At 70.4% G+C, this 19,422-nt stretch carries 17 protein-coding genes; 9 read left to right on the top strand and 8 right to left on the bottom strand.

Going from position 1 to position 19,422, the window contains the following annotated elements; translation table 11 throughout:
• Nucleotides 1-52: 52 nt before the first annotated feature.
• Together OSC30_RS06535 and speA are read right to left on the bottom strand one after the other, a co-directional pair.
• The gene (locus tag OSC30_RS06535; protein WP_267171040.1) at nucleotides 53-838 is read right to left on the bottom strand and encodes a 3-hydroxybutyrate dehydrogenase; all 786 of its coding nucleotides are present in this window, start codon (nucleotides 836-838) and stop codon (nucleotides 53-55) included.
• Between the two features lie 107 nt (nucleotides 839-945).
• A complete protein-coding gene (speA, locus tag OSC30_RS06530; protein WP_267171039.1) occupies nucleotides 946-2,826 on the bottom strand; it encodes a biosynthetic arginine decarboxylase in 1,881 nt (626 codons plus the stop codon).
• 427 nt (nucleotides 2,827-3,253) lie between these two features.
• Between speA and speE the strand changes: the two genes are divergently transcribed.
• Complete coding sequence (speE, locus tag OSC30_RS06525; protein ID WP_267171038.1) at nucleotides 3,254-4,105, top strand: polyamine aminopropyltransferase; 852 nt, start codon at nucleotides 3,254-3,256, stop codon at nucleotides 4,103-4,105.
• A 23-nt stretch (nucleotides 4,106-4,128) separates the two neighbouring features.
• Here the strand turns inward: speE and OSC30_RS06520 are convergent, their stop codons facing one another.
• Nucleotides 4,129-4,329 carry an antitermination protein NusB gene (locus OSC30_RS06520; RefSeq protein ID WP_267171037.1) on the bottom strand — a complete coding sequence of 67 codons (201 nt, stop codon included), beginning with the start codon at nucleotides 4,327-4,329 and terminating at the stop codon, nucleotides 4,129-4,131.
• A 161-nt stretch (nucleotides 4,330-4,490) separates the two neighbouring features.
• On the opposite strand from OSC30_RS06520, the gene OSC30_RS06515 reads away from it, so the two are divergent.
• From OSC30_RS06515 to OSC30_RS06495, 5 genes are all read left to right on the top strand, one after another.
• Nucleotides 4,491-5,519: a hypothetical protein gene (locus OSC30_RS06515; RefSeq protein ID WP_267171036.1), complete on the top strand. Its 1,029-nt coding sequence runs from the start codon at nucleotides 4,491-4,493 to the stop codon at nucleotides 5,517-5,519.
• Nucleotides 5,520-5,718: 199 nt separating this feature from the next.
• The gene (locus OSC30_RS06510; RefSeq protein WP_267171035.1) at nucleotides 5,719-6,348 is read left to right on the top strand and encodes a nucleotide-binding protein; all 630 of its coding nucleotides are present in this window, start codon (nucleotides 5,719-5,721) and stop codon (nucleotides 6,346-6,348) included.
• 13 nt (nucleotides 6,349-6,361) lie between these two features.
• Nucleotides 6,362-6,835 (top strand): SixA phosphatase family protein, encoded by a 474-nt coding sequence (locus OSC30_RS06505; protein ID WP_267171034.1) that lies wholly within the window; start codon nucleotides 6,362-6,364, stop codon nucleotides 6,833-6,835.
• On the top strand, nucleotides 6,835-7,389 hold the full coding sequence (locus OSC30_RS06500; RefSeq protein WP_267171033.1) for a YceI family protein: 555 nt from the start codon (nucleotides 6,835-6,837) through the stop codon (nucleotides 7,387-7,389). The genes OSC30_RS06505 and OSC30_RS06500 overlap by 1 nt, the downstream gene beginning before the upstream one ends.
• 82 nt (nucleotides 7,390-7,471) lie before the next feature.
• The gene (locus OSC30_RS06495; RefSeq protein ID WP_267171032.1) at nucleotides 7,472-9,361 is read left to right on the top strand and encodes a phospholipase D-like domain-containing protein; all 1,890 of its coding nucleotides are present in this window, start codon (nucleotides 7,472-7,474) and stop codon (nucleotides 9,359-9,361) included.
• Between the two features lie 16 nt (nucleotides 9,362-9,377).
• On the opposite strand, the gene OSC30_RS06490 is transcribed toward OSC30_RS06495, so the two are convergent.
• A complete protein-coding gene (locus OSC30_RS06490) occupies nucleotides 9,378-9,887 on the bottom strand; it encodes an energy transducer TonB family protein (protein ID WP_267171031.1) in 510 nt (169 codons plus the stop codon).
• Between the two features lie 15 nt (nucleotides 9,888-9,902).
• Nucleotides 9,903-11,186 carry an acetyl-CoA C-acetyltransferase gene (locus OSC30_RS06485; RefSeq protein ID WP_267171030.1) on the bottom strand — a complete coding sequence of 428 codons (1,284 nt, stop codon included), beginning with the start codon at nucleotides 11,184-11,186 and terminating at the stop codon, nucleotides 9,903-9,905.
• Nucleotides 11,187-11,311: 125 nt separating this feature from the next.
• Between OSC30_RS06485 and OSC30_RS06480 the strand changes: the two genes are divergently transcribed.
• Both OSC30_RS06480 and OSC30_RS06475 read left to right on the top strand, forming a co-directional pair.
• Nucleotides 11,312-12,436: a hypothetical protein gene (locus OSC30_RS06480; protein WP_267171029.1), complete on the top strand. Its 1,125-nt coding sequence runs from the start codon at nucleotides 11,312-11,314 to the stop codon at nucleotides 12,434-12,436.
• A gap of 196 nt (nucleotides 12,437-12,632) precedes the next feature.
• Nucleotides 12,633-15,155: a sensor domain-containing protein gene (locus OSC30_RS06475; protein WP_267171028.1), complete on the top strand. Its 2,523-nt coding sequence runs from the start codon at nucleotides 12,633-12,635 to the stop codon at nucleotides 15,153-15,155.
• Nucleotides 15,156-15,226: 71 nt separating this feature from the next.
• On the opposite strand, the gene OSC30_RS06470 is transcribed toward OSC30_RS06475, so the two are convergent.
• From OSC30_RS06470 to OSC30_RS06460, 3 genes are all read right to left on the bottom strand, one after another.
• Nucleotides 15,227-15,691 (bottom strand): GNAT family N-acetyltransferase, encoded by a 465-nt coding sequence (locus tag OSC30_RS06470; RefSeq protein WP_267171027.1) that lies wholly within the window; start codon nucleotides 15,689-15,691, stop codon nucleotides 15,227-15,229.
• Between the two features lie 155 nt (nucleotides 15,692-15,846).
• Entirely contained in the window at nucleotides 15,847-17,220 is a 1,374-nt protein-coding gene (gene ntrC, locus OSC30_RS06465) for a nitrogen regulation protein NR(I) (protein ID WP_267171026.1), read from the bottom strand.
• 43 nt (nucleotides 17,221-17,263) lie between these two features.
• Nucleotides 17,264-18,253, bottom strand: coding sequence for a two-component system sensor histidine kinase NtrB (locus OSC30_RS06460; protein ID WP_267171025.1), 990 nt, complete (start codon nucleotides 18,251-18,253; stop codon nucleotides 17,264-17,266).
• 163 nt (nucleotides 18,254-18,416) lie between these two features.
• Between OSC30_RS06460 and OSC30_RS06455 the strand changes: the two genes are divergently transcribed.
• Nucleotides 18,417-19,421, top strand: a complete 1,005-nt coding sequence (locus OSC30_RS06455; protein ID WP_267171024.1) for a YncE family protein — start codon at nucleotides 18,417-18,419, stop codon at nucleotides 19,419-19,421.
• Nucleotide 19,422: the final 1 nt, after the last annotated feature.

Below are 19,422 nucleotides of genomic sequence, written 5' to 3'. Positions count from 1 at the left end.
GGTCTTTTCCGCAAGCGTGCCGGTGGGCTTCAGCCACCCTACGAAAACCTGTCTACTGCATGTGCCAGCCATGGCTGACCACCAGGCTCTGGCCGGTCAGCGCGGCGCTGGGGAAGGTGGCCAGGAACAATGCGGTCTGCGCCACGTCCTCCAGCGTGGTGAACACGCCATCGACGGTGTGCTTGAGCATCACGTTGCGGATCACGTCTTCCTCGCTGATGCCCAGTTCCCTGGCCTGCTCCGGGATCTGCTTCTCCACCAGCGGCGTGCGCACGAAACCGGGGCAGATCACGTGCGAGCGTACGTTGTGCGGCGCGCCTTCCCTGGCCAGCGTGCGCGCCAGGCCGAGCAGGCCATGTTTGGCGGTGACGTAGGGTGCCTTGAGCGCGGAGGCCTCGTGCGAATGTGCCGAACCCATGTAGATCACGATGCCGCCGCGGTCGCCCGGATACATGTGCCTGAGCGCCGCGCGCGTGGTGAGGAAGGCGCCATCCAGGTGGATCGCCAGCATCTTCTTCCAGTCGGCGAAGGCGAAGCTCTCGATCGGGTTGACGATCTGCACGCCAGCGTTGGAAATGAGGATGTCCGGACGGCCAAAGGCCTGCACCACCGCCTCGGTGCCGGCCTCGACCGCGTGCTCGTCGGTGACGTCCATCGCCACCCCCAACGCACGCCCGCCGGCGGTGTTGATCGCGGCGGCGGTGGCCTCGGCGGCCCGCGGGTCGATGTCGGCAATCGCCACGGCGGCGCCCTCGCGCGCGTAGAGCTCGGCGATGGCCTTGCCGATGCCGCTGGCGGCGCCGGTGATCAGGGCGACCTTGCCGTCGAGGTTGGCCATGGCTTGCGCTCCGCGGTGGGGAGCCTGCGATTGTAGGACTGGCGCCGACGTGCGCTATCGGACTTTGGGGCAAGTCCGCAAATCAACGATCTTGTAGGCACCCGCGCCTAGTCGGCCAGGTAGGTATAGGCGGTGAGGCCGGCGTCGAGGTCGCGATACAACCCTTCGGCCGGCTCGCCCTCGATCCCGGCCGACGCGATGCGCTCGCGGTAGCTGAGCCTGAGCGCCGCCACGTCGTAGCCGACGTAGTCGAGCATCACGTCGGTGGTGTCGCCGCGGCGCACGTGGTCGAACACGTAGCCGTCGCCGTCGGCGCGCACATTCACCGCGTCGGTGTCGCCGAACAGGTTGTGGATGTCGCCCAGCGTCTCCTGGTAGGCGCCGACCATGAACAGCCCCAGGCAATAGTCCTTGCCGTCCTCGAGGCGATGCAGCGGAAGGCTCACGTCGACGCCCTCGGCATCGACGTAATGGTCGATGCGGCCGTCCGAATCGCAGGTGAGGTCGACGATCACGCCGCGGCGCGTGGGCGCTTCATCGAGCCGCGTGATCGGCACGATCGGGAAGATCTGGTCGATCGCCCAGATGTCCGGTACCGATTCGAACACGGAGAAGTTGAGGAAATACTTGTCGACCAGCTTCTCGTCCAGTTCGTCCAGCAGCGTCCGGTGGGCGCGGTCGGCCGGCGACAGCCGCGCGCGCACCGCGTTGGCGATGAGGTAGAACAGCTCGTCCAGCCGCGCGCGGTCGGCCAGGCTCAGCTGGCCCAGCGCGAACAGCGACTGGCCTTCGGCCAGGTGGTGCTGGGCCTCGTGGTAGAGCTCCAGCGGCGGGCGCTCGGCCAGCGCCGCGTGCACCTCGCGCAGGTGGCGCAGCACCACCGGCTCCTCTGCCTGCGGTTTGGGCAGCGCGCCGGCGGGTACTTGCTCGACCTCGGTCACGCTGGACACCAGCACGGCGTGGTGCGCGGTCATCGCGCGGCCGGCCTCGGTGAGGATGTGCGGCGCGGCCAGTTTCTCGGCCGCTACCGCCTCGGCCAGCGACTGCACGATGGTCAGCGCGTACTGCTCCATCGAGTAGTTGATCGAGTTGTGGCTGCGCGAACGTGAGCCCTCGTAGTCCACGCCCAGCCCGCCGCCGACGTCGACGATCTCCAGCGGCACGCCCATGCGCGACAGTTCCACGAAATAGCGCGTGGCCTCGCGCATGCCGTTGGCGATGTCGCGCACGTTGGAAATCTGCGAGCCCATGTGGAAGTGCTGCAGCTTGAGCGTGTGTTTCAGGCCGGCCCTGGCCAGCGTCGCCACCAGCTCCAGCACCTGCGCCGGCGACAGGCCGAACTTGCCCTTGTCGCCGCCGGTGTTCTGCCACTTGCCGGCGCCGATCGAGGCCAGCCGTACACGCACACCGAGCAGCGGCTCGACATCCAGCGCCCTGGACTCGGCGATCACGTGCTCCAGCTCGGAGAGCTTTTCGATCACGATGAACACGCGCAGGCCCAGCTTGCGGCCGATCAGCGCCAGGCGAATGTACTGGCGGTCCTTGTAGCCGTTGCAGATCACGATCGAATTCGGCCGGGCCAGCGCCAGCACCGCCATCAGCTCGGGTTTGGAGCCGGCCTCCAGGCCGAAGCCTTCGCTGCCGGCGGCCACCAGCTCCTGCACCACGCCGCGCTGCTGGTTGACCTTGATCGGGAAGATCGCCGTGTAGCCGCCGGCGTAGCCGGTTTCCCCGATCGCCCGGGCGAACGCGCCCTGCATGCGCTTGAGGCGATCGGCCAGGATGTCGGGAAAGCGCACCAGCAGCGGCAGCCGCGAGCCCTGCGCGCGGGCCTGCTCGACGATCTGCGGCAGCGACAGCGACGGTCCGCCCGCGCCGCGCGGGCGCATCACGATGCCGCCGACGGCATCGACGTCGACGTAGCCGTCGCTCCAGTACGGCACCGCATAGAGTTGGCGGGCGTCGTCGACGGTCCAGGACGTGGACATGGCAAGGGTCTCCTTCAAGGCAAACGGATCCATGCACGTCGCAGCGGCGAGCCTTGACGCCAAGCTCGAATGAGCAGAAGGCCCGCCGGCCGGAAGCCTCGCACGCCGCGGGGCCGGATGGGCTCCAGGAGTCTGGACGGTAGAAGCCGCCCGGGCTGCAAAGCCCGCTGTACGCGCCCATCTTTCCGCCAATTCTTGACCCATAGAAACACTATGGGCCGGCGAATCGACGAAAAACTGGACCTGCACAGCGAACTTTTCGGCTCGAACGTTTCTACCGCCCAAACTCCAACGGGCGGTTTGCGGCCGACCCGGAGGCGCATTGTAGCGGTGCCGGACGGCAACGGGCGGTCAACGCGCACATTGCCTGCGCACGGTTGCCGCTACAATGCCGGCCTTTTCACGTCTCCCATTGCAGGACTGCACCATGTCGCAACCAAGCTGGTTCACCGAGGCCCACCAGGCCTCCGGCTCCTCCATCGGCTTCCGGGTGGAAAAACTGCTGCATGCGGAGAAGACGCCGTTCCAGACCATCGAGATCTACCAGACCACCGACTGGGGCAACCTGATGGTCATCGACGGCTGCGTGATGCTGACCGGCCGCGACAACTTCCTCTACCACGAGATGATGACCCACCCGGCGCTGTTCACCCATGCGCGCGCCAAGCGCGTGGTGATCATCGGCGGCGGCGACTGCGGCACCCTTCGCGAGGTACTCAAGCACGAGGAAGTCGAGCACGCCGCACAGGTGGAGATCGACGAGCGCGTGACGCGGCTGGCCGAGGAGTATTTCCCGGAGCTGTGCGAGTCCAACGGCGACCCGCGCGCGGAGCTGCTGTTCATCGACGGCATCAAATACATGGCCGAGGCCGAGCCCGATTCGCTGGACCTGATCATCGTCGACTCGACCGATCCGGTGGGCCCGGCCGAGGGCCTGTTCAATGCGGCCTTCTACGCCAGTTGCCACAAGGCGCTGCGCCACGGCGGCATCCTGGTGCAGCAGAGCGAGTCGCCGCTGGCGCACATCGAGCTGATCAAGTCGATGCGCTCGGCCATGCGCACCTCGGGCTTCTCAGCGGTCAAGACGCTGCCCTTCCCGCAGCCGTGCTACCCGACCGGCTGGTGGAGCTGCACGATGGCGCGCAAGGGCGCGGACCTGTCCGGCTTCCGCGAGCGCGGCGCGATCAGCAAGAACTTCCCGACCCGCTACTACAACGCCGACACCCACCGCGGCGCGCTGGCGCAACCGGAATTCATGCGCGAGGCGCTGGGCGAGTAAGCCCACCCTACCGCGAGGCGCGGTCAGAACATCTTCTGCCGCACCTTCGGCAGCAGCACGATCACCAGCGTGGCGATCGGCCCGAGCAGCAGCGAGAGCAGGAACCACAGTCCGCCGCTGCGATTCTTGCCCTGCGCCAGGCCCGCATTGATCAACGCCAGCGTGCCCCAGCCGACGAACCACGGCGCGGCCTGCGGATCGGCCCAACTCGAAAACTGAATCACGGCATTTCTCCGGTCGTTCGCGGGGGTGCGCGCAAGCACGCATCGGGGAAGCGGCCATGCTAACCACCAACGCCCGCCGTCGCGCAAGGCGACCGGCCGGCGGATCAGGCTGGCTTAATCCATGCCCGCTATCCTGCCGCTTTCGCCCCAAGGAAACCGCGATGCCAGGATTGCGTCAACTCGGCCTTGCACTGGTGTGCGCCTTTGGCGTCGGTATCGCGCCTTCGACCGCGCTGGCCAGTCCGGCGAAGCCGACCGCACAGGAGGCGCGCAACGCGGCGCTGATCGCTTTCCAGCGCGACCTGGTCAGCGTGCTGGCGCCGCGTGCCGACGCGATGCCTCTGCTGGGCGCGGCATTGCTGGCCCGCCCGCTGCCGGACCAGCCCAGCGGCAACGATTTCCACAGCCTGATCGAGCGCGCCGTGGCCGCGCCGGGTCACGGCCCGGCCCAGCGCTGGGTGCAACTGGCCGATTGCGACGCCCAGGCGGACGCCTGCCCCCATCCGCAGGCTCTCGCCGCGCTGCTGAAGGAGGCGCCGGACAACGCCGCGGTGTGGCTGCTCAAGCTCGGCCAGGACGTGCGCAACAACAAGCACGACGATGCCCGCACCGATCTGACCCGGGCCGCGCAGGCCGGGCTCTACGACGACTACACCGGCACCAGCCTGCAGGCGCTCGCCACCGGCGCGGGCACGCTGCCGCCACCGGACGCCACGCTCGACCCCGAGGCCGCTGCGGGCGCCGCTGGCGTGCAGGCGATGATCGTGTTCGGGATCGCCGGCGCGCAGCCGCAGCCAGCCCTGCACGCGGCCGCGCAACTGTGCCGCAGCGCCGGCGAGGACCCGTCGCTCGCCGCCGATTGCCGCCGGCTCGGCAAGACGCTCGAATGGGGCTCCAGCCCGCTGGCCCGCTCGCTGGGACTGCATCTGCGCGAGGCGCTCGCCGGCGCCGCGGACGAACGCGAACAGGCCAGGCGCGAGCGCCGCGACCTGGTCTGGCAGGTGCAGCAATTCGCGCGACTGGCCGCAGGCGCACAAACCGACAAGGCGCGGGCCCGGCAGCTGCTGTCGCTGGCCCGCCGGGGCGGCACCGAAATGAGCCTGGTGCTGGCGGCACTGCGCGAGGCTGGCGTGTCCACCACCGCGCCGCCCGGCTGGGAGCCGCGCAAGGCCGGTGGCGAGGAGCACTGAATCCTCCGGCTCGCCGACGATCGTCGGGTGGGCTTCAGCCCACCACCGCATCACCGCAGCGAACAGGTGGATTGGAAGCCCGCCCTACGGCAGCACTTCCGGCCGTGATCAGGGCACCCACGACGTCCAAGCCACCTCTCGCGGTTCCTCCGCCCACCAGCTACGCTTGCCCCCACCTTGGGCGAACAGGGGCGGTCCGATGCTGACGGTGCTGGTGGCATGCAGCAAGGGCGGGTGCGGCAAGAGCACGCTGGTCACCCAGCTGGCGTCGCATTGGGCGCAGCAGGGCAAGCGCACGGCCATCGTCGATACCGATCGCCAAGGCTCCAGCTACCGCTGGGCCACGTTGCGGCCGGAGGGCGTGCCCGGCGTGTTGGGTCTGGAAGGCCGACGCGGCCTGCATCGGCTGCCGCCGGACACCGAACGGCTGTTGATCGACACCCCGGCCGGCTCCAGCGAGCGCGAGCTCGAACCGCTACTCGAACAGGCCAACGCGGTGCTGGTGCCGGTGCTGCCCTCCTCCTTCGACCTGCATGCCACGCTGGGTTTCATCGAGCAGTTGACCGGTTTCGCCCGGATCAAGCGCGGCAAGCTGCCGGTGGCGCTGGTCGGCAACCGCCTCAAGCCGTGGACCCACGCCAGCCAGGATGCGCTGGCGCAACTGGCAGAAACCTCGCCTTTCCCGGTTGTCGCGGAACTGCGCGACAGCCAGGCCTACGTGCTGCTCACCGCCCTTGGCAAGGGCATCTTCGACTACCACTCCGAACAGGTGCGCAGCCAGCAACAGGACTGGCTGCCGCTGCTGCGCTGGCTCAAACGCCAGCATTGATGCGAGGGATACCATGCACGAACTGATTCTGTTGCGACATGCCGAGGCCTTGTCGGAAGCCTCCGGCGACGACGACCGCGACCGCGCCCTGAGCCCCCGCGGCGAACAGGAGGCGCTGGCGGCCGGCCGCTGGCTGGCCTCGCATGGTGCGCGGCCCGATCGCGTGCTGTGCTCGCCCGCCCTGCGCGCCCGCCGCACCGCCGAACTGGCGACGCGCGCCTTCGCGCCGAACGCGGCGATCGGGCTGTGCGAGGAGGTCTACGACGCCACCCCGGGCGAACTGCTGGCCCTGCTTGACCAGCACACGGACGCCCGTTGCGTGCTGCTGGTGGGGCACAACCCGGGCTTCGAGCGGCTGGTCGCCTTGCTGGTGGAAGGGCGCTCGGATGAATTCCGCGGCATGCCTCCGGCCGGGCTGGCGGTGCTGCACCTGCAGGGGGACCTGGAACCGGGCGCCGCGCGGCTGGACGCCTTCTGGTCGCCTTGATGCGCAGCGCGGCTGTCGTCGCGCTGGTCGCCTTCGCGCTCGCCGGGCACGCCGCGCCATCGCGCGAATGGCACATCCGCAGCGCGCCCTCGCACGTCGACTTTGGCGTGCGCCTGCTGTGGGTGCATACCATCCACGGCCGCTTCGAGCAGGTCGCCGGCGCGGTCGAGCCGCGCGAGGATGGCCGCATGGTGGTGGACGCCCGCATCGCCGCGAAGAGCCTCTCGATGGAATCGTCTCGCCTGCGCCGCTGGGTGCTGGACGAGGAATTTTTCGACGCCGCGCAGTACCCGACCATGCACTTCGTCTCGGCGCCGGTATCGCGCGCCACGCTCGACGGCGGTGGCACGCTGGCGGGCCAGCTCACCCTCCGCGGCTTCACCCGCCCGGTGAGTTTCCAGTTGCTTCCCGCGCGTTGTACTGCCGATGCCTGCCTGATCGAGGCGCGCGGCGAACTGCGGCGCAGCGAGTTCGGCATGACCGGCCACCACGCCGTGCTCTCGGACCACGTGCAACTGGCGCTGTCCATCGCGATCGCCCGCCAGCCCGAGTGAGGCGCGCAACGCGTCCGTTCCGGGCGCGCCGTGCGGACGCCGTTCCCTGAACGCACGCGGCGCCGCCCGTATCATGGGCGGCATGCCCTTGCCCCGCCTCGCCCTGTTTTTCCTGCTCGCCGCCACCGTGCTGCTCGACGGCTGCACGCTATCGCGCGCACAGATCCGCCGCGCGGACGCGGTGGTCGCGGCCACGACGCCCGACGCCTCCGCCTGCAGCCGCGCCGACCGTTGCGCGCAGCCCTCGCCGCTGCTCGACGCGGCGACCCGGGCGCTGGGCGCCTCGACGCCCGCGCGGCCGCATCACCTGGTGGCGCTGCTGGGCGCCAGCGAACCGGCACTGGTGGCGCGGCTGAGCCTGATCCGCGCGGCGCGGCGCACGATCGACGTGCAGACCTACATCTGGGACCAGGACGACGTCGGCCAGCTGGTGCTGGACGAGCTGGTGCGGGCCGCGCGCCGCGGCGTGCGGGTGCGGATCCTGGCCGACCAGCTGTTCTCCTTCGGCGACCTGGCGGTACTGGACCGGCTCGCCCGCGCCAGCCCGAACCTGCAGGTGCGGCTGTACAACCCCACCTTCCACGAAGCGAGTACTTCGCCGCTGGAATGGGCGGCCGGCATCGCCTGCTGCTTCTTCCGCTTCAATCAGCGCATGCACAACAAGGTGCTGGTGGTGGACGGCACGGCCGGCATCACCGGCGGGCGCAACTACCAGGACCGCTACTTCGACTGGGACGACGACTTCGACTACGTCGACCGCGACGTGCTGGTCGGCGGGCCGGCCGCGCAGTCCATGGCCGAGAGCTTCGCGCTGTTCTGGCGGCACAAGCGCTCGGTGCCGCTGACCCACCTGCGCGACGTCAACCACTACATCCTGGCGCACCCGGCCGCTCCCGGCTGGCCGGCGCCGGAGTACGACCACCCGCAACGGGTCTATCGCGTGGAGCAGGAGGCCGACGACGGCGCCTGGCTGCGCGCGCACGTGCTGGCCGACAGCCTGCAGGCCGGCAAGGTCGAATTCTTCAGCGACCTGCCGGGCAAGACCGATCAGCCGCTCAAGCGCCAGGCGCGCCAGTTCACCGCACACGTCATGCAGATGGTCGGCTCGGCCCGCCAGGAAGTGGTACTGCAGACGCCCTACCTGGTCATGAGCCGGCGCGCGCGGCGGATCTTCGAGTATCTGCACCAGCTGACGCCGCCACCGCGCATCGTGGTGTCGACCAACTCGCTGGCCTCCACCGACGCGTTCGCGGTGTATGCGGTGTCCTACAAGCACCGCAAGCGCTACCTGAAGGATTACGGCTTCGAGATCTACGAACTGAAGCCGCACGCGTCCGATGCCGCCGCGGCCAACGCCCGCGCCAGCCTGGAATGGGTCGGCGAGGGCGCGCGCGCCAGCGGCGATCCCGCGCACGATGCCTCGGAGCGCTATGTCGGCACCGAGGTCCGCGGCCTGCTCGGCAGCCACGGCAGCAGCCGGCGCCCCGCGCCGCTGGTCAGCGAGGGCCGCCGCTTCGCGCTGCACGCCAAGTCGATCGTGGTGGACGATCGCTTCGCGATGGTCGGCTCGCACAATTTCGATCCGCGCTCGGACCACTACAACACCGAGGCCGGCGTGATCGTCTACGACCGCCGCTTCGCCGAACAACTGCGCCGCGCGATCCTGCGCGACATCCGGCCGCGGAACGCCTGGGTGATCGCGCCGCGGCGGCCGGTGGTGCCGCTGTTGACCAAGCTCAACCAGGCCATCGGCGACATCTCCGAGAGCCTGCCGCTATTCGATTTCTGGCCCTACCGCTACGCCACCAGCTACCAGCTCAAGGAAGGCTGCACGCCGATGCGGCCGAGCGATCCGGCGTTCTACAGCTGCTACGAACCGGTGGGCGATTTCCCGGACGTGGCGTTGTCGCCGAAGCTGATCTACACGCGGTTGATCACCGCGTTCGGGTCGAGCGCCAGCGGGATCCTCTGACACCGCGCCTTCCCTGTTACGGCGGGGTGGCCGGGGCGCGGCTATCGAAACGCATCGGCAGTTCGCCGTGCACGCCCGCCATGCCGGCCGGCACGGCGAAGCGCCAGCGGCGGACGGTGGCCACGGCGTGCGCGTCGAGCACCGGATCGCCGCTGGACTGCGCGACGCGCACGCCGACCACGCGGCCGCTGCCGTCAGTGGCGACATCGAGGATGACGCGGCCGTCCAGATGACCGCGCAATTCGGCCCACGAGGATGGGCCCGGCGGCGTATCCAGCGGGACCAACGCCGGCGGCGCCGCCGGCGTGGCAGACACTACCGTGTCCGGCAGCGCACCGACCACGCGCGGCGGCGCATGCGAACGAGGGTGCACGTGGCGGCGATGAGGCCGGACTGCGATCGGGGCTGCCGGCCGCGTGCGCGGGCCGGTCCAGTCGTCGGTGAAGCCGCTCAGCCAGTGGGTTCCACCGATGCCGACGAGCAGGGCCAGCAGGCTCAGGGTAGTGCTGACGCGCAGTCGCGGCATGGCAGCTCGCGCGGCTCAGCGCTCCAGGATCGCCACCACGCCCATGCCGCCGGCGGTGCAGATCGAGATCAGGCCCCGGCCGCTGCCCTTCTGCGCCAGCTCCTTGGCCAGCGTGGCGACCAGCCGCGCGCCGGTAGCGGCGAACGGGTGGCCGACGGCGAGGCTGGAGCCGTGCACGTTGAGTTTGGCCGGATCGATGCTGCCCAGCGGCGCGTCGAGGCCCAGCCGGCTGCGGCAGTAGTCGGCACTTTCCCATGCACGCAAGGTGCACAGCACCTGCGCGGCGAACGCCTCGTGGATCTCGTAGAAGTCGAAGTCCTGCAACGTGAGCCCATTTCGCGTCAGCAGCCGCGCCACCGCCACGGTCGGCGCCATCAGCAGGCCTTCGCCATGCACGAAGTCGACCGCGGCCACCTCGGCATCGCGCACCCAGGCCTGCACCGGCAGGCCGCGCGCCGCGGCCCAGTCCTCACCGGCCAGCAGCACCGCCGCGGCGCCATCGGAGAGCGCCGTGGAGTTGCCGGCGGTGAGCGTGCCGTGGCCGGAGCTGCGGTCGAACGCCGGCTTGAGCGTGGCCAGTTTTTCCATGCTGGTGTCCGGCCGCAGGATGTTGTCGCGCTTGACGCCGCGGAAGGGCACCACCAGGTCGTCCATGAAGCCGGACTCGTAGGCGGCGGCCAGCTTCTTGTGGCTTTCCAGCGCCACGCGGTCCTGCGACTCGCGGTCGATGTGCCACTCGCGCGCCATCTTCTCGCAGTGATCGCCCATCGACATCCCGGTACGCGGCTCGGCCACGCCCGGGAAGGACGGCTTGAGCTCCGCCGGCGAGAAGCCGCGCGTGGCGGCAGCGAGCTTGTCCTGCCAGCCCTTGGCGCGGTTGATCGCCAGCAGCCGCTTGCGCAGGCGCTCGCCGTAGACGATCGGCACGTCGCTGGTGGTGTCGGCGCCGGCGGCAATGCCGGCCTCGATCTGCCCCACCGCGATCTTGTTGGCCACGATGATGGCGTTGTCCAGCGAGGTGCCGCAGGCGCGCGCGGTGGTGATGCCGGGCGTGGTCGGGGCCAGGCCGGAACTGAGCAGCGCCTCGCGCGCGAGGTTCCAGTCCGCGGCGTGCTTGATCACCGCGCCCAGCGCCACCTCGCCCAGCTCCACGCCGTGCAGACCGTATCGCTCCACCAGTGCGCCGAGCACCTTCACCGACATGCCGAAGTTGCCGACGTCGGCGTACGCGGTGTTGTTGCGACAGAACGGAATACGCACGCCGCCGATCACACCGACACGCTTGGTGGTTTTTTCCATGTCCTGCGCGGTCCTTGGGCCTTGAGTCCCCAAGGCTAACCCGCAGGCCCATGCGGCGGAAGCCCAAAAGCGTGAACGGGGGGCGCCCCGTATAATCGGCAACTCCCCGTTCGGATCGCCACCTGATGGAAGCGCAACCGCTGATTGCCCTGCCCGCGGTGCTCGCGCTGGAGTTTTCGTCCGGCCAGGCGCCGTCCGTCGCCACGCTCAGCCGCGACCAGGCCGACGGCCTGGCGGCGCTGGTCGCCGAGGACCTGCACGCGTTGCTGCCGCGCATCGGCGAGGCGCGGCTGGCGCTGGCCGGCGCGTTGTTCGATCCGGTCGAACTGCTGCGCCCGGGCTTCCCGGTATGGACCACCCTGGACGACCTGGCCCGTCGCGTGCCGCGCGGACATCTGGACAACGTGGTCGCCTTCGGCAGCCACGCCGGGCAGATGCCGGCACCGACGCTGCTGCCCGAACCCGGACATGCCGGCGGCGCGCTGCGCCTGCTGCCGCTGTCGGTGCTGGCCACCGAGGCGCTGGCCGACAGCCTGGCCCAGGACATGGAAGTGCAGCTGGTCGGCCGCGGCGAAACCGGCGCGCGCACCGCCGACTGGCTGATGCGCACGCTCGGCGCGCAACTCGAACACGCCCGTTACCTGAGCCGCAACGACCTGCTCGCGCTGACCTGCGTGCAGTACGAACACGTCAACCTGGCGCCGTTGTGGACCCTGCTCGAGGCCGCGCTGCTTACCCCCTACCAGCCGGAAACCACGCTCAGCGCCCGCGGCCTGCCGCTGCGCTACGCCGACGGCGCCGTACGTGCCGGCTCGCCCGCCGCCTGGCTGGCGGACCAGCCGGGCGGCCCGGCGCAGCGCGCACACGCCTTTGCCGGGGTCGTGTTCGAACTGCGCCAGTACGCCGCCCTGCTGCAGGCGCATCACGTGCCGCTGCAGCTCGAAGACGGCGAATCGGCCGGCCACGGCATGCTGGAGACGCTGGCCGAACCCGACCCGGCCTTGCCCGCGCCGACGCTGATCGCGCACGAGGCGCCCGGCCTGGGCACCGTGGCGGTCACCGCCTTCCAGGCCGGCACCGGCGAACGACCGCGCCTGCTCGCCCACGCCTACCCGCTCGCGCCGCAGGCCCTCGGGCCGCTGGTGGCGGTGCTGGCCGCCCGCTACGGCATCGAGCCGGCGCTGCAGGCGCAGGGCCAGGTGGTGCTGGACGACCACGGCCTCACCGCGCCGACGCCCTCGCGGCACTGAGGCCGGCCGCCGGATCCGCACGGAGCCCACGAACGGCTCCCATGAGGCGTCGCGCGGAAAGCGTGGCGAAACTACTGCCGCGACCGGCCACATGCATCACCGATCCACCAGGCCGCCGTGCGTCGGTTGTGGCGCCCATCCCCATCTCAGGCGCATGATGGGCCCCGCAACAGGGGATGCGCTCAGGGGGAGAGCCATGAACCAACCCCTTTCACCGGACGGATCGCTGGACGATCCAGCCAAAGAGGCCGGCCAGTCCACCCGGAAGTGGCCAGAGTACGTACTGCGCGGCATACCCGGCCTGATCGTCTACATCGATCCGGACCTTTGCGTCCGCTATGCCAACCAGCCGCCGCGACGCTGGCTGGGCCTGTCGGCGGAGAGCCTGGCCGGCCGCGCCGCTGGCGAACTGTTCGACGAGGCCAACGCGCCGCGCGCGATCGAGGCTCTGCAGGCCGCGCTGGGCGGCCGCCCGGGCACGCTCGAAGGGGTCTTGTTCGCCGGGCGCGCGCACCGCTACATGCACGCCAGCTTCCAGCCCGACGCCGACGCGCAGGGCCGCGTGGACGGCGTGTTCGCGGTGTTCATCGACATCACCGAGCGGCACGCGCTGGAGCTGAAGCTGCGCGAGAGCGAGCAACGCTTCTTCGGCGCCTTCCAGCACGCCGCCATCGGCATGGCGCTGGTGCGCCCGGACGGCCGCTTCCTGCGGGTCAACGAAGCGGTCTGCCGCATGCTCGGCTACGCCGAGGAGGAGTTCCTCACCCTCAGCATCGCCGACATCACCCATCCGGACGACCACGCCGTCGATGCCGGGCAGCTCCAGCAGATGCTTGCCGGCAGCAGCGACGCCTACCAGGTGGAAAAGCGCAACCTGCACAAGGACGGCCACGTGGTGCATTTCCAGCTCAGCGTCTCGCTGGTGCGCGACGAGCATGGCAAGCCGCTGTATTTCGTGTCGCAGGTGGAGGACATCACCCCGCGCAAGCAGTACGAGGAGGCACTGTTCCGCGAACGCGAGCTGGCCGAAGTCACGCTCAAGTCGATCGGCGACGCGGTCATCGCCGCCGACCTGGAACTGCGCATCACCTCGCTCAACCCGATCGCCGAAGGGCTCACCGGCTGGAGCGCGACCGAGGCGCGCGGCCGGCCGATGGACGAGGTGTTCCGCCTGCGCGACGCGCGCACCGGCGCGGCGTTGCCCAACCCGCTGCGCGCGGCGATCGAGCGCAACGCCATCGTCGACTTGGAAGGCCGCGCGGTGCTGACGCACCGCAACGGCTTCGAGACGCCGATCGAGGATTCCTCCGCGCCGATCCACGATCACGCCGGCCATGCCGTCGGCGGCGTGCTGGTGTTCCGCGACGTCAGCGAGACGCGCGCGCTGGCGCTGAAGATGATCCACCTGACCCAGCTCGATACGCTCACTGGCCTGCCCAACCGCAGCCAGACGCAACCGCAGGTCGAGCAGGTGGTGGCCACCGCGCGCCGCCGCCAGCAGCGCTGCGCGCTGCTTCACATCGACATCGACCACTTCAAGCAGATCAACGACCAGCACGGCCCGGCCAATGGCGACCGCGTGCTGCGCGCGTTCGCCAGCCAGCTGCGCCAGGCGCTGCACGACGACGACCTGCTGTGCCGCCATCACGGCGACGAGTTCGTGGCGGTGCTGCCGCAGGTGGAATCGCCCGGGCACGCCGCCAGCATCGCGCAGCGGCTGATCGCCTACGGCGAACGCACCGCGGTCGGCGGCCTGCCGGAACTGGCGCTGCACATGTCGGTCGGCATCAGCCTGTACCCGGACGATGCCAGCGACGCCGAGGCGTTGCTGCGCCATGCCGACAGCGCGATGTACGAGGTCAAGGTCGGCGGCCGCCACAGCTACCGCTTTTTCACCGCCTCGATGAACGAACGCGCCTCGGCGCGCCGGCGCATCGAGGCCGAACTGCGCCTGGCGATGGCGCAGGAGCAACTGTCGCTCTACTACCAGCCCAAGGTGGACGCCAGGGACGGCCGCATCGTCGGCGCCGAGGCGCTGCTGCGCTGGTACGGCCCCGACGGCACCGAACGCTACACGCCCGAGCAGTTCGTGGTGGTGGCCGAGGACACCGGCCTGATCGTGCCGATCGGCGCCTGGGTATTGCGCGAGGCGTGCCGCCAGGCCGACGTCTGGCACCAGCAGGAAATGGGCGTGCCGATCGCGGTGAACGTCTCCTCCCTGCAGTTCGAGCAGGCCGGTTTCCTTGACGAACTGGAGGCGGTGCTGGCCGACTGCACGCTCGACCCGGCGCTGCTGGAGCTGGAGCTGACCGAACGCACCGTGATGGCCGGCGGCGACGCCACCATCGCGCTGCTGCAGCGGATCAAGCGCTGCGGCGTGCGGCTGTCGCTGGACGACTTCGGCACCGGCTACTGCAGCCTGTCGTACCTGAAGCATTTCCCGGTCGATGCGCTGAAGATCGACCGCGCCTTCGTGCGCGACGTCGAAAGCGACCCGGATACCGCCGCGATCACCCAGGCGATCATCGCCATGGCGCGCAGCCTGGCCAAGACGGTGGTGGCCGAAGGCGTGGAGACCGAGGCCCAGGCCGAGTACCTGCGCGCGGCCGGTTGCGAGCAATTGCAGGGTTTCCTGTTCGGCGCGCCGATGGATGCGGCGGCCTTCGGCCGGCTGCTGACCGAGCAGCACCTGTTGCGCTGGGCGTCCGACCGCCCGTAACGATCCGTAGGATGGGCTTCAACCCACCATCCTCACTTGCCGGAAGCCTGCACGGTGGGCTCAAGCCCACGCTATGAGGGCGGCAGCGCTTCTTCGTACATCAGGTAATGGCAGGGCGCCATGCCCAGGTCGGCGTAGGTGCGCTGGGCGCGGTGGTTCGCGGTTTCCACGTACAGCCGCAGGCCCACCGCGCCGGCGGCGTGCGCCTTGTCGCGCACCGCCGCGTAGAGCGCGCGGAACACGCCGCCGCGTCGCGCCGCCGGCGCGACGTACACGCTCTGGATCCACCAGAAATCGCCCGCGCGCCAGTCGCTCCATTCGTAGGTGACCAGCAGGCTGCCCACTGCCACGCCGCCACGCTCGGCCACCAGATAGAAGCCGCGCCGCGGTTCATCGAATACCGCTTCGACACCGCGCGAAAGCACTGCGCGATCGAGCGCCCTGGCTTCGGTCTCCTGCGCCATGGCGGCATTCCAGTCGACCAGATCGGGGATGTCGGCGCGAGTGGCGGGGCGGATGACGGGCGTATCGGGCATCAGGATCTCCAGGCGGCTTCGCGATTATCGGCTCCGACGCGCGACGAACCTGTAGGAGCCCACTTGTGGACGATGCTCTTCGTTCAACCTGCGCTAAAGCATCGCCCACAAGTGGGCTCCTACAGGGGCGCGGCGGATGGGCTTGGCTTATCCAGCTAAGGAGTGCGCCGTCTCGAGGCGCCCAGCTTGCGCGTCAACGTGTTGCGCCCCACCCCCAGCGCCGCCGCCGCATGCTGCCGGTGTCCGCCATGCGCTGCCAGCGCCGCCTCCAGCAGGGTGCGGTCGAGCGCATCGCGGGCGCGCGCGTGGATGTCCGCCTCGCCGCGCGCGAGGGCCTCGCCCGCCCAGTCGCGCAGGGCGCCGGTCCAATCGCCGGCCGCCAGCGGCGGCGCCACCGTACCCAGCTCCGCCGCCTGGATCTCGGCGCCGGGCGCGATCACCGCGAGCCGCCGGCACAGGTTTTCCAGCTCGCGCACGTTGCCCGGGAACCCACGCTGCTCCAGCGCCTTGAGCGCCGCGCGCGAAAACCGCTTTGGCGGCAGCTTCAGCTCCTGTGCCGCCGCCGCCAGAAAGTACCGCGCCAACAGCGGGATGTCCGCCCGCCGCGTGCGCAGCGGCGGCAATTCGATGCGCACCACGTCCAGACGGTGTTTCAGGTCCGCGCGGAACTGCCCGGACGCCACCCGCGCATCCAGATCCTGATGGGTGGCGGCGATGATCCGCACATTGCCGCGGATCAGCTCGCGCCCGCCCACGCGGTAGAACTCGCCGCCGGCCAGCACGCGCAGCAACCGCGTCTGCAGCGCCAGCGGCATGTCGCCGATCTCGTCCAGGAACAGCGTGCCGCCTTCGGCCTGCTCGAAACGCCCGGCCACGCGCCGGGCCGCGCCGGTGAACGCGCCGGCTTCGTGGCCGAACAGTTCGCTTTCCAGCAACTCGCTGGGAATGGCCGCGGTATTGAGCGCCACGAACGGCTTGCCGCGACGCGCGCTCTCCTCGTGCAGCGCGCGCGCCACCAGTTCCTTGCCGGTGCCGGTCTCGCCGGTGACCAGCACGTTGAGGTCGCTCGCCGCGACCCGGCCGATCAGCCGGAACACCTCGCGCATCGGCGCGCTTTCGCCCAGCAGCGCATGGGTCGGCGCCAGTGCGGGCGGCGCCGGCGCGACAGGCTGCTCGGCCAGCGCGCGGCGCACCACCGCCACCGCGTGGTCCAGGTCGAACGGCTTGGCCAGGTAGTCGGCCGCGCCGGCGCGGAAGGCCGCGGCGGTAGTGGCGACATCGGTGTAGGCACTCATCACGATCACCGGGCCGATGGCCCGCGCGGCGAATTCGGCGAGCAGCGCCAGGCCGTTTTCGCCGGGCATGCGCACGTCGGTCAGCAGCAGCGAGGGACGCGCCTCGCGCAGCGCGATGCGCACGGCCGCGGCGTCGCCGAACTCGCGTACCGCCAGGCCCGCCTCGCGCAGGGCTTCGGCCAGCACGTAGCGGATGCTGCGGTCGTCATCGACGATCCAGACCTCGGGTTTCATGGCTTGTCCGGCAAAGCGATGAAAAAGAAGGACGGGACGCGGCTCATGCGGATTCCAGCGGCAGCCAAAGGGTGAACGTGGTGGCGCCCGGCGCGCCGGTGTGGCGCAGTTCGCCGCCATGCTCGTGGGCGATCTCGCGCGCCAGCGCCAGGCCCAGCCCGGTGCCCTCGGCGCGGCCGGACACCAGCGGTTCGAACAGGGTGTCGCGCAGCTCGGCCGGCACGCCGGCGCCGTCGTCGACCACGTCCAGCCGCACTGCCGTGCGCAGCACGCGCTCGCCGACCCGCACCCCGTGCTCGGCACGCGTGCGCAGGATCAGGGCGCGGGCGCCGGCCTCGTGCGCGTTGCGCGCCAGGTTAAGCAACAACTGCTGCAGGCGATCGGCGTCGCCACGCAGGTCGGGCAGGCTCGGGTCGTAATCCTGATGGATGACCAGCGGCGCCGGCTCGGCCTGCAACAGCGCCACCACACGTTCGAGCACGGCGTGGATGTTCAGCGGCGCGCACTGCGACGCGCCGCCATGGCGCAGCAGCCGGTCGGCCAGCGCCGCCAGCCGATCGGCTTCGGCGATCACCATGCCGGCCAGTGCCTGCAGGTCGGCATCGCCGACCCGCCGCTGCAGCAGTTGCGCGGCGCCGCGCAGGCCGGCCAGCGGGTTCTTCACCTCGTGGGCGAACCCGCGCAGGCTGGCCGACACCGGGGAATCGCTGCCGGCCGGCTCGGCCAGCACATGCACCTCCAGCAGGAAGGCCTCGGGACCGAGCGGCTGCAGCGAGGCATCCAGGCGCCGTGCGTGTATCCGCAGGTCCCGCCAATGCACCGCGTGCTGCCCGCCGCGCGCACGCGCGGCCTGGGCGGCGAGGCCCGGTTCGTCCAGCAGCGCGGGCAAAGGCTGGCCCACGGCACGCCGCGGCCCCAGCTCCAGCGCCTCGGCCAATGAGGGGTTGAGCCAGGCCAGGCGCAGCTCGCTGTCGACCAGGCCCAGCCCGGTGGTCGCCTGCTCCGCCCATGTGCGCCAATCGATGTCGTTCATTGCACCCATGATGGGCATTGCGCCGATTTGGTGCAACGCCGTCCGTATCCGCCACCCAATGTCGTTGGGGGAATAAATCCTGCGCACCTGCGTCTTGCGCATGAACGCCGCTGCGGACGACCCGGCGCACGGAACGACCCGTTCCCCCCACACAGGATCCAGCATGCCTCCGAACAACGATCGATCGACCCCGCACCGCCTGCGCCTGGCGCTGGCCTGCTGCACGCTCGCGGCCGCGGGCTGCCTGGGCGCCACGGCCGCCCGCGCCGCCGAATCGCACGAGCGGTTTCCCGAGCCCGTCTACGTGACGCTGCAATCCAGCGACGCGGTCGAACGCATGCCTTCCGACGCCGCCTGGGACGCCCTGCCCGGCGCCCATTACGACGCCATCAGCGCCGATGGCCGCCGCATGCTGGTCAGCAGCAAGGACCGGCCCGAGGCGTACCTGCTCGATCCGCGCAACGGGCGGAAGCTGGCCACCTTGCCGGTCGGCCCGACACCGCAGGGCGTGGCGATCAGCCCGGACGGCCGCTGGGGCCTCGCGGTCAGCGCCGGCCAGGGCACCGTCGCGGTGATCGACATGGCCGGGCAGCGCGTGGCCAGGTCGATCGCCGTCGGCAAGGTGCCGCACAACGCGCGCTTCAGTGCCGACGGCAAGCTGGCCTACGTCACCCTGCAGGGTGCCGGCGGCGTGGCCGTGCTGGACATGGCGTCGCTGGCCAAGGTCGACGCGTTCCCCGTGCCGGGCATCCACGGCCCGCACAATCTCGATCTTTCCGCCGATGGACGGACCTTGTGGGTGCGCGACCTGGTCGGCAAGGTCGCCGCGGTCGACCTCGCCTCGCGCAAGGTGCTGGCGGTGATCCCGGTCGGGCTGGGCCACGGCGGCATCGACGTGATCCCGGGTGGGCGTTACGTGTTTGCCGGTGCGATCGCCGACCACGTGGTCGACGTGATCGATCCGGCCACGTTCAAGGTGGTCAAGCGCATCGAGGTCGGCCAGGGTCCGCACGGTGTGCGCGCCAGCCGCGATGGGCGCTGGGTCTACGTCGGCGTCACCGGCACCGACAAGCTCGCGGTGATCGACACCCGCACGCTGGAGGTGACGCGGCAGCTCGCCACCCACGGGCGGCTGCCGTTCTGGCTCGCCGTACCCGGCAACGACTGAA

Origin of the sequence: Frateuria hangzhouensis (assembly GCF_026410505.1) — a bacterium.
GTDB lineage: Bacteria > Pseudomonadota > Gammaproteobacteria > Xanthomonadales > Rhodanobacteraceae > Frateuria_A > Frateuria_A hangzhouensis.
The sequence above is the reverse complement of the archived record's forward strand: the minus strand, read 5'-3'. Positions and strand labels throughout refer to the sequence as shown.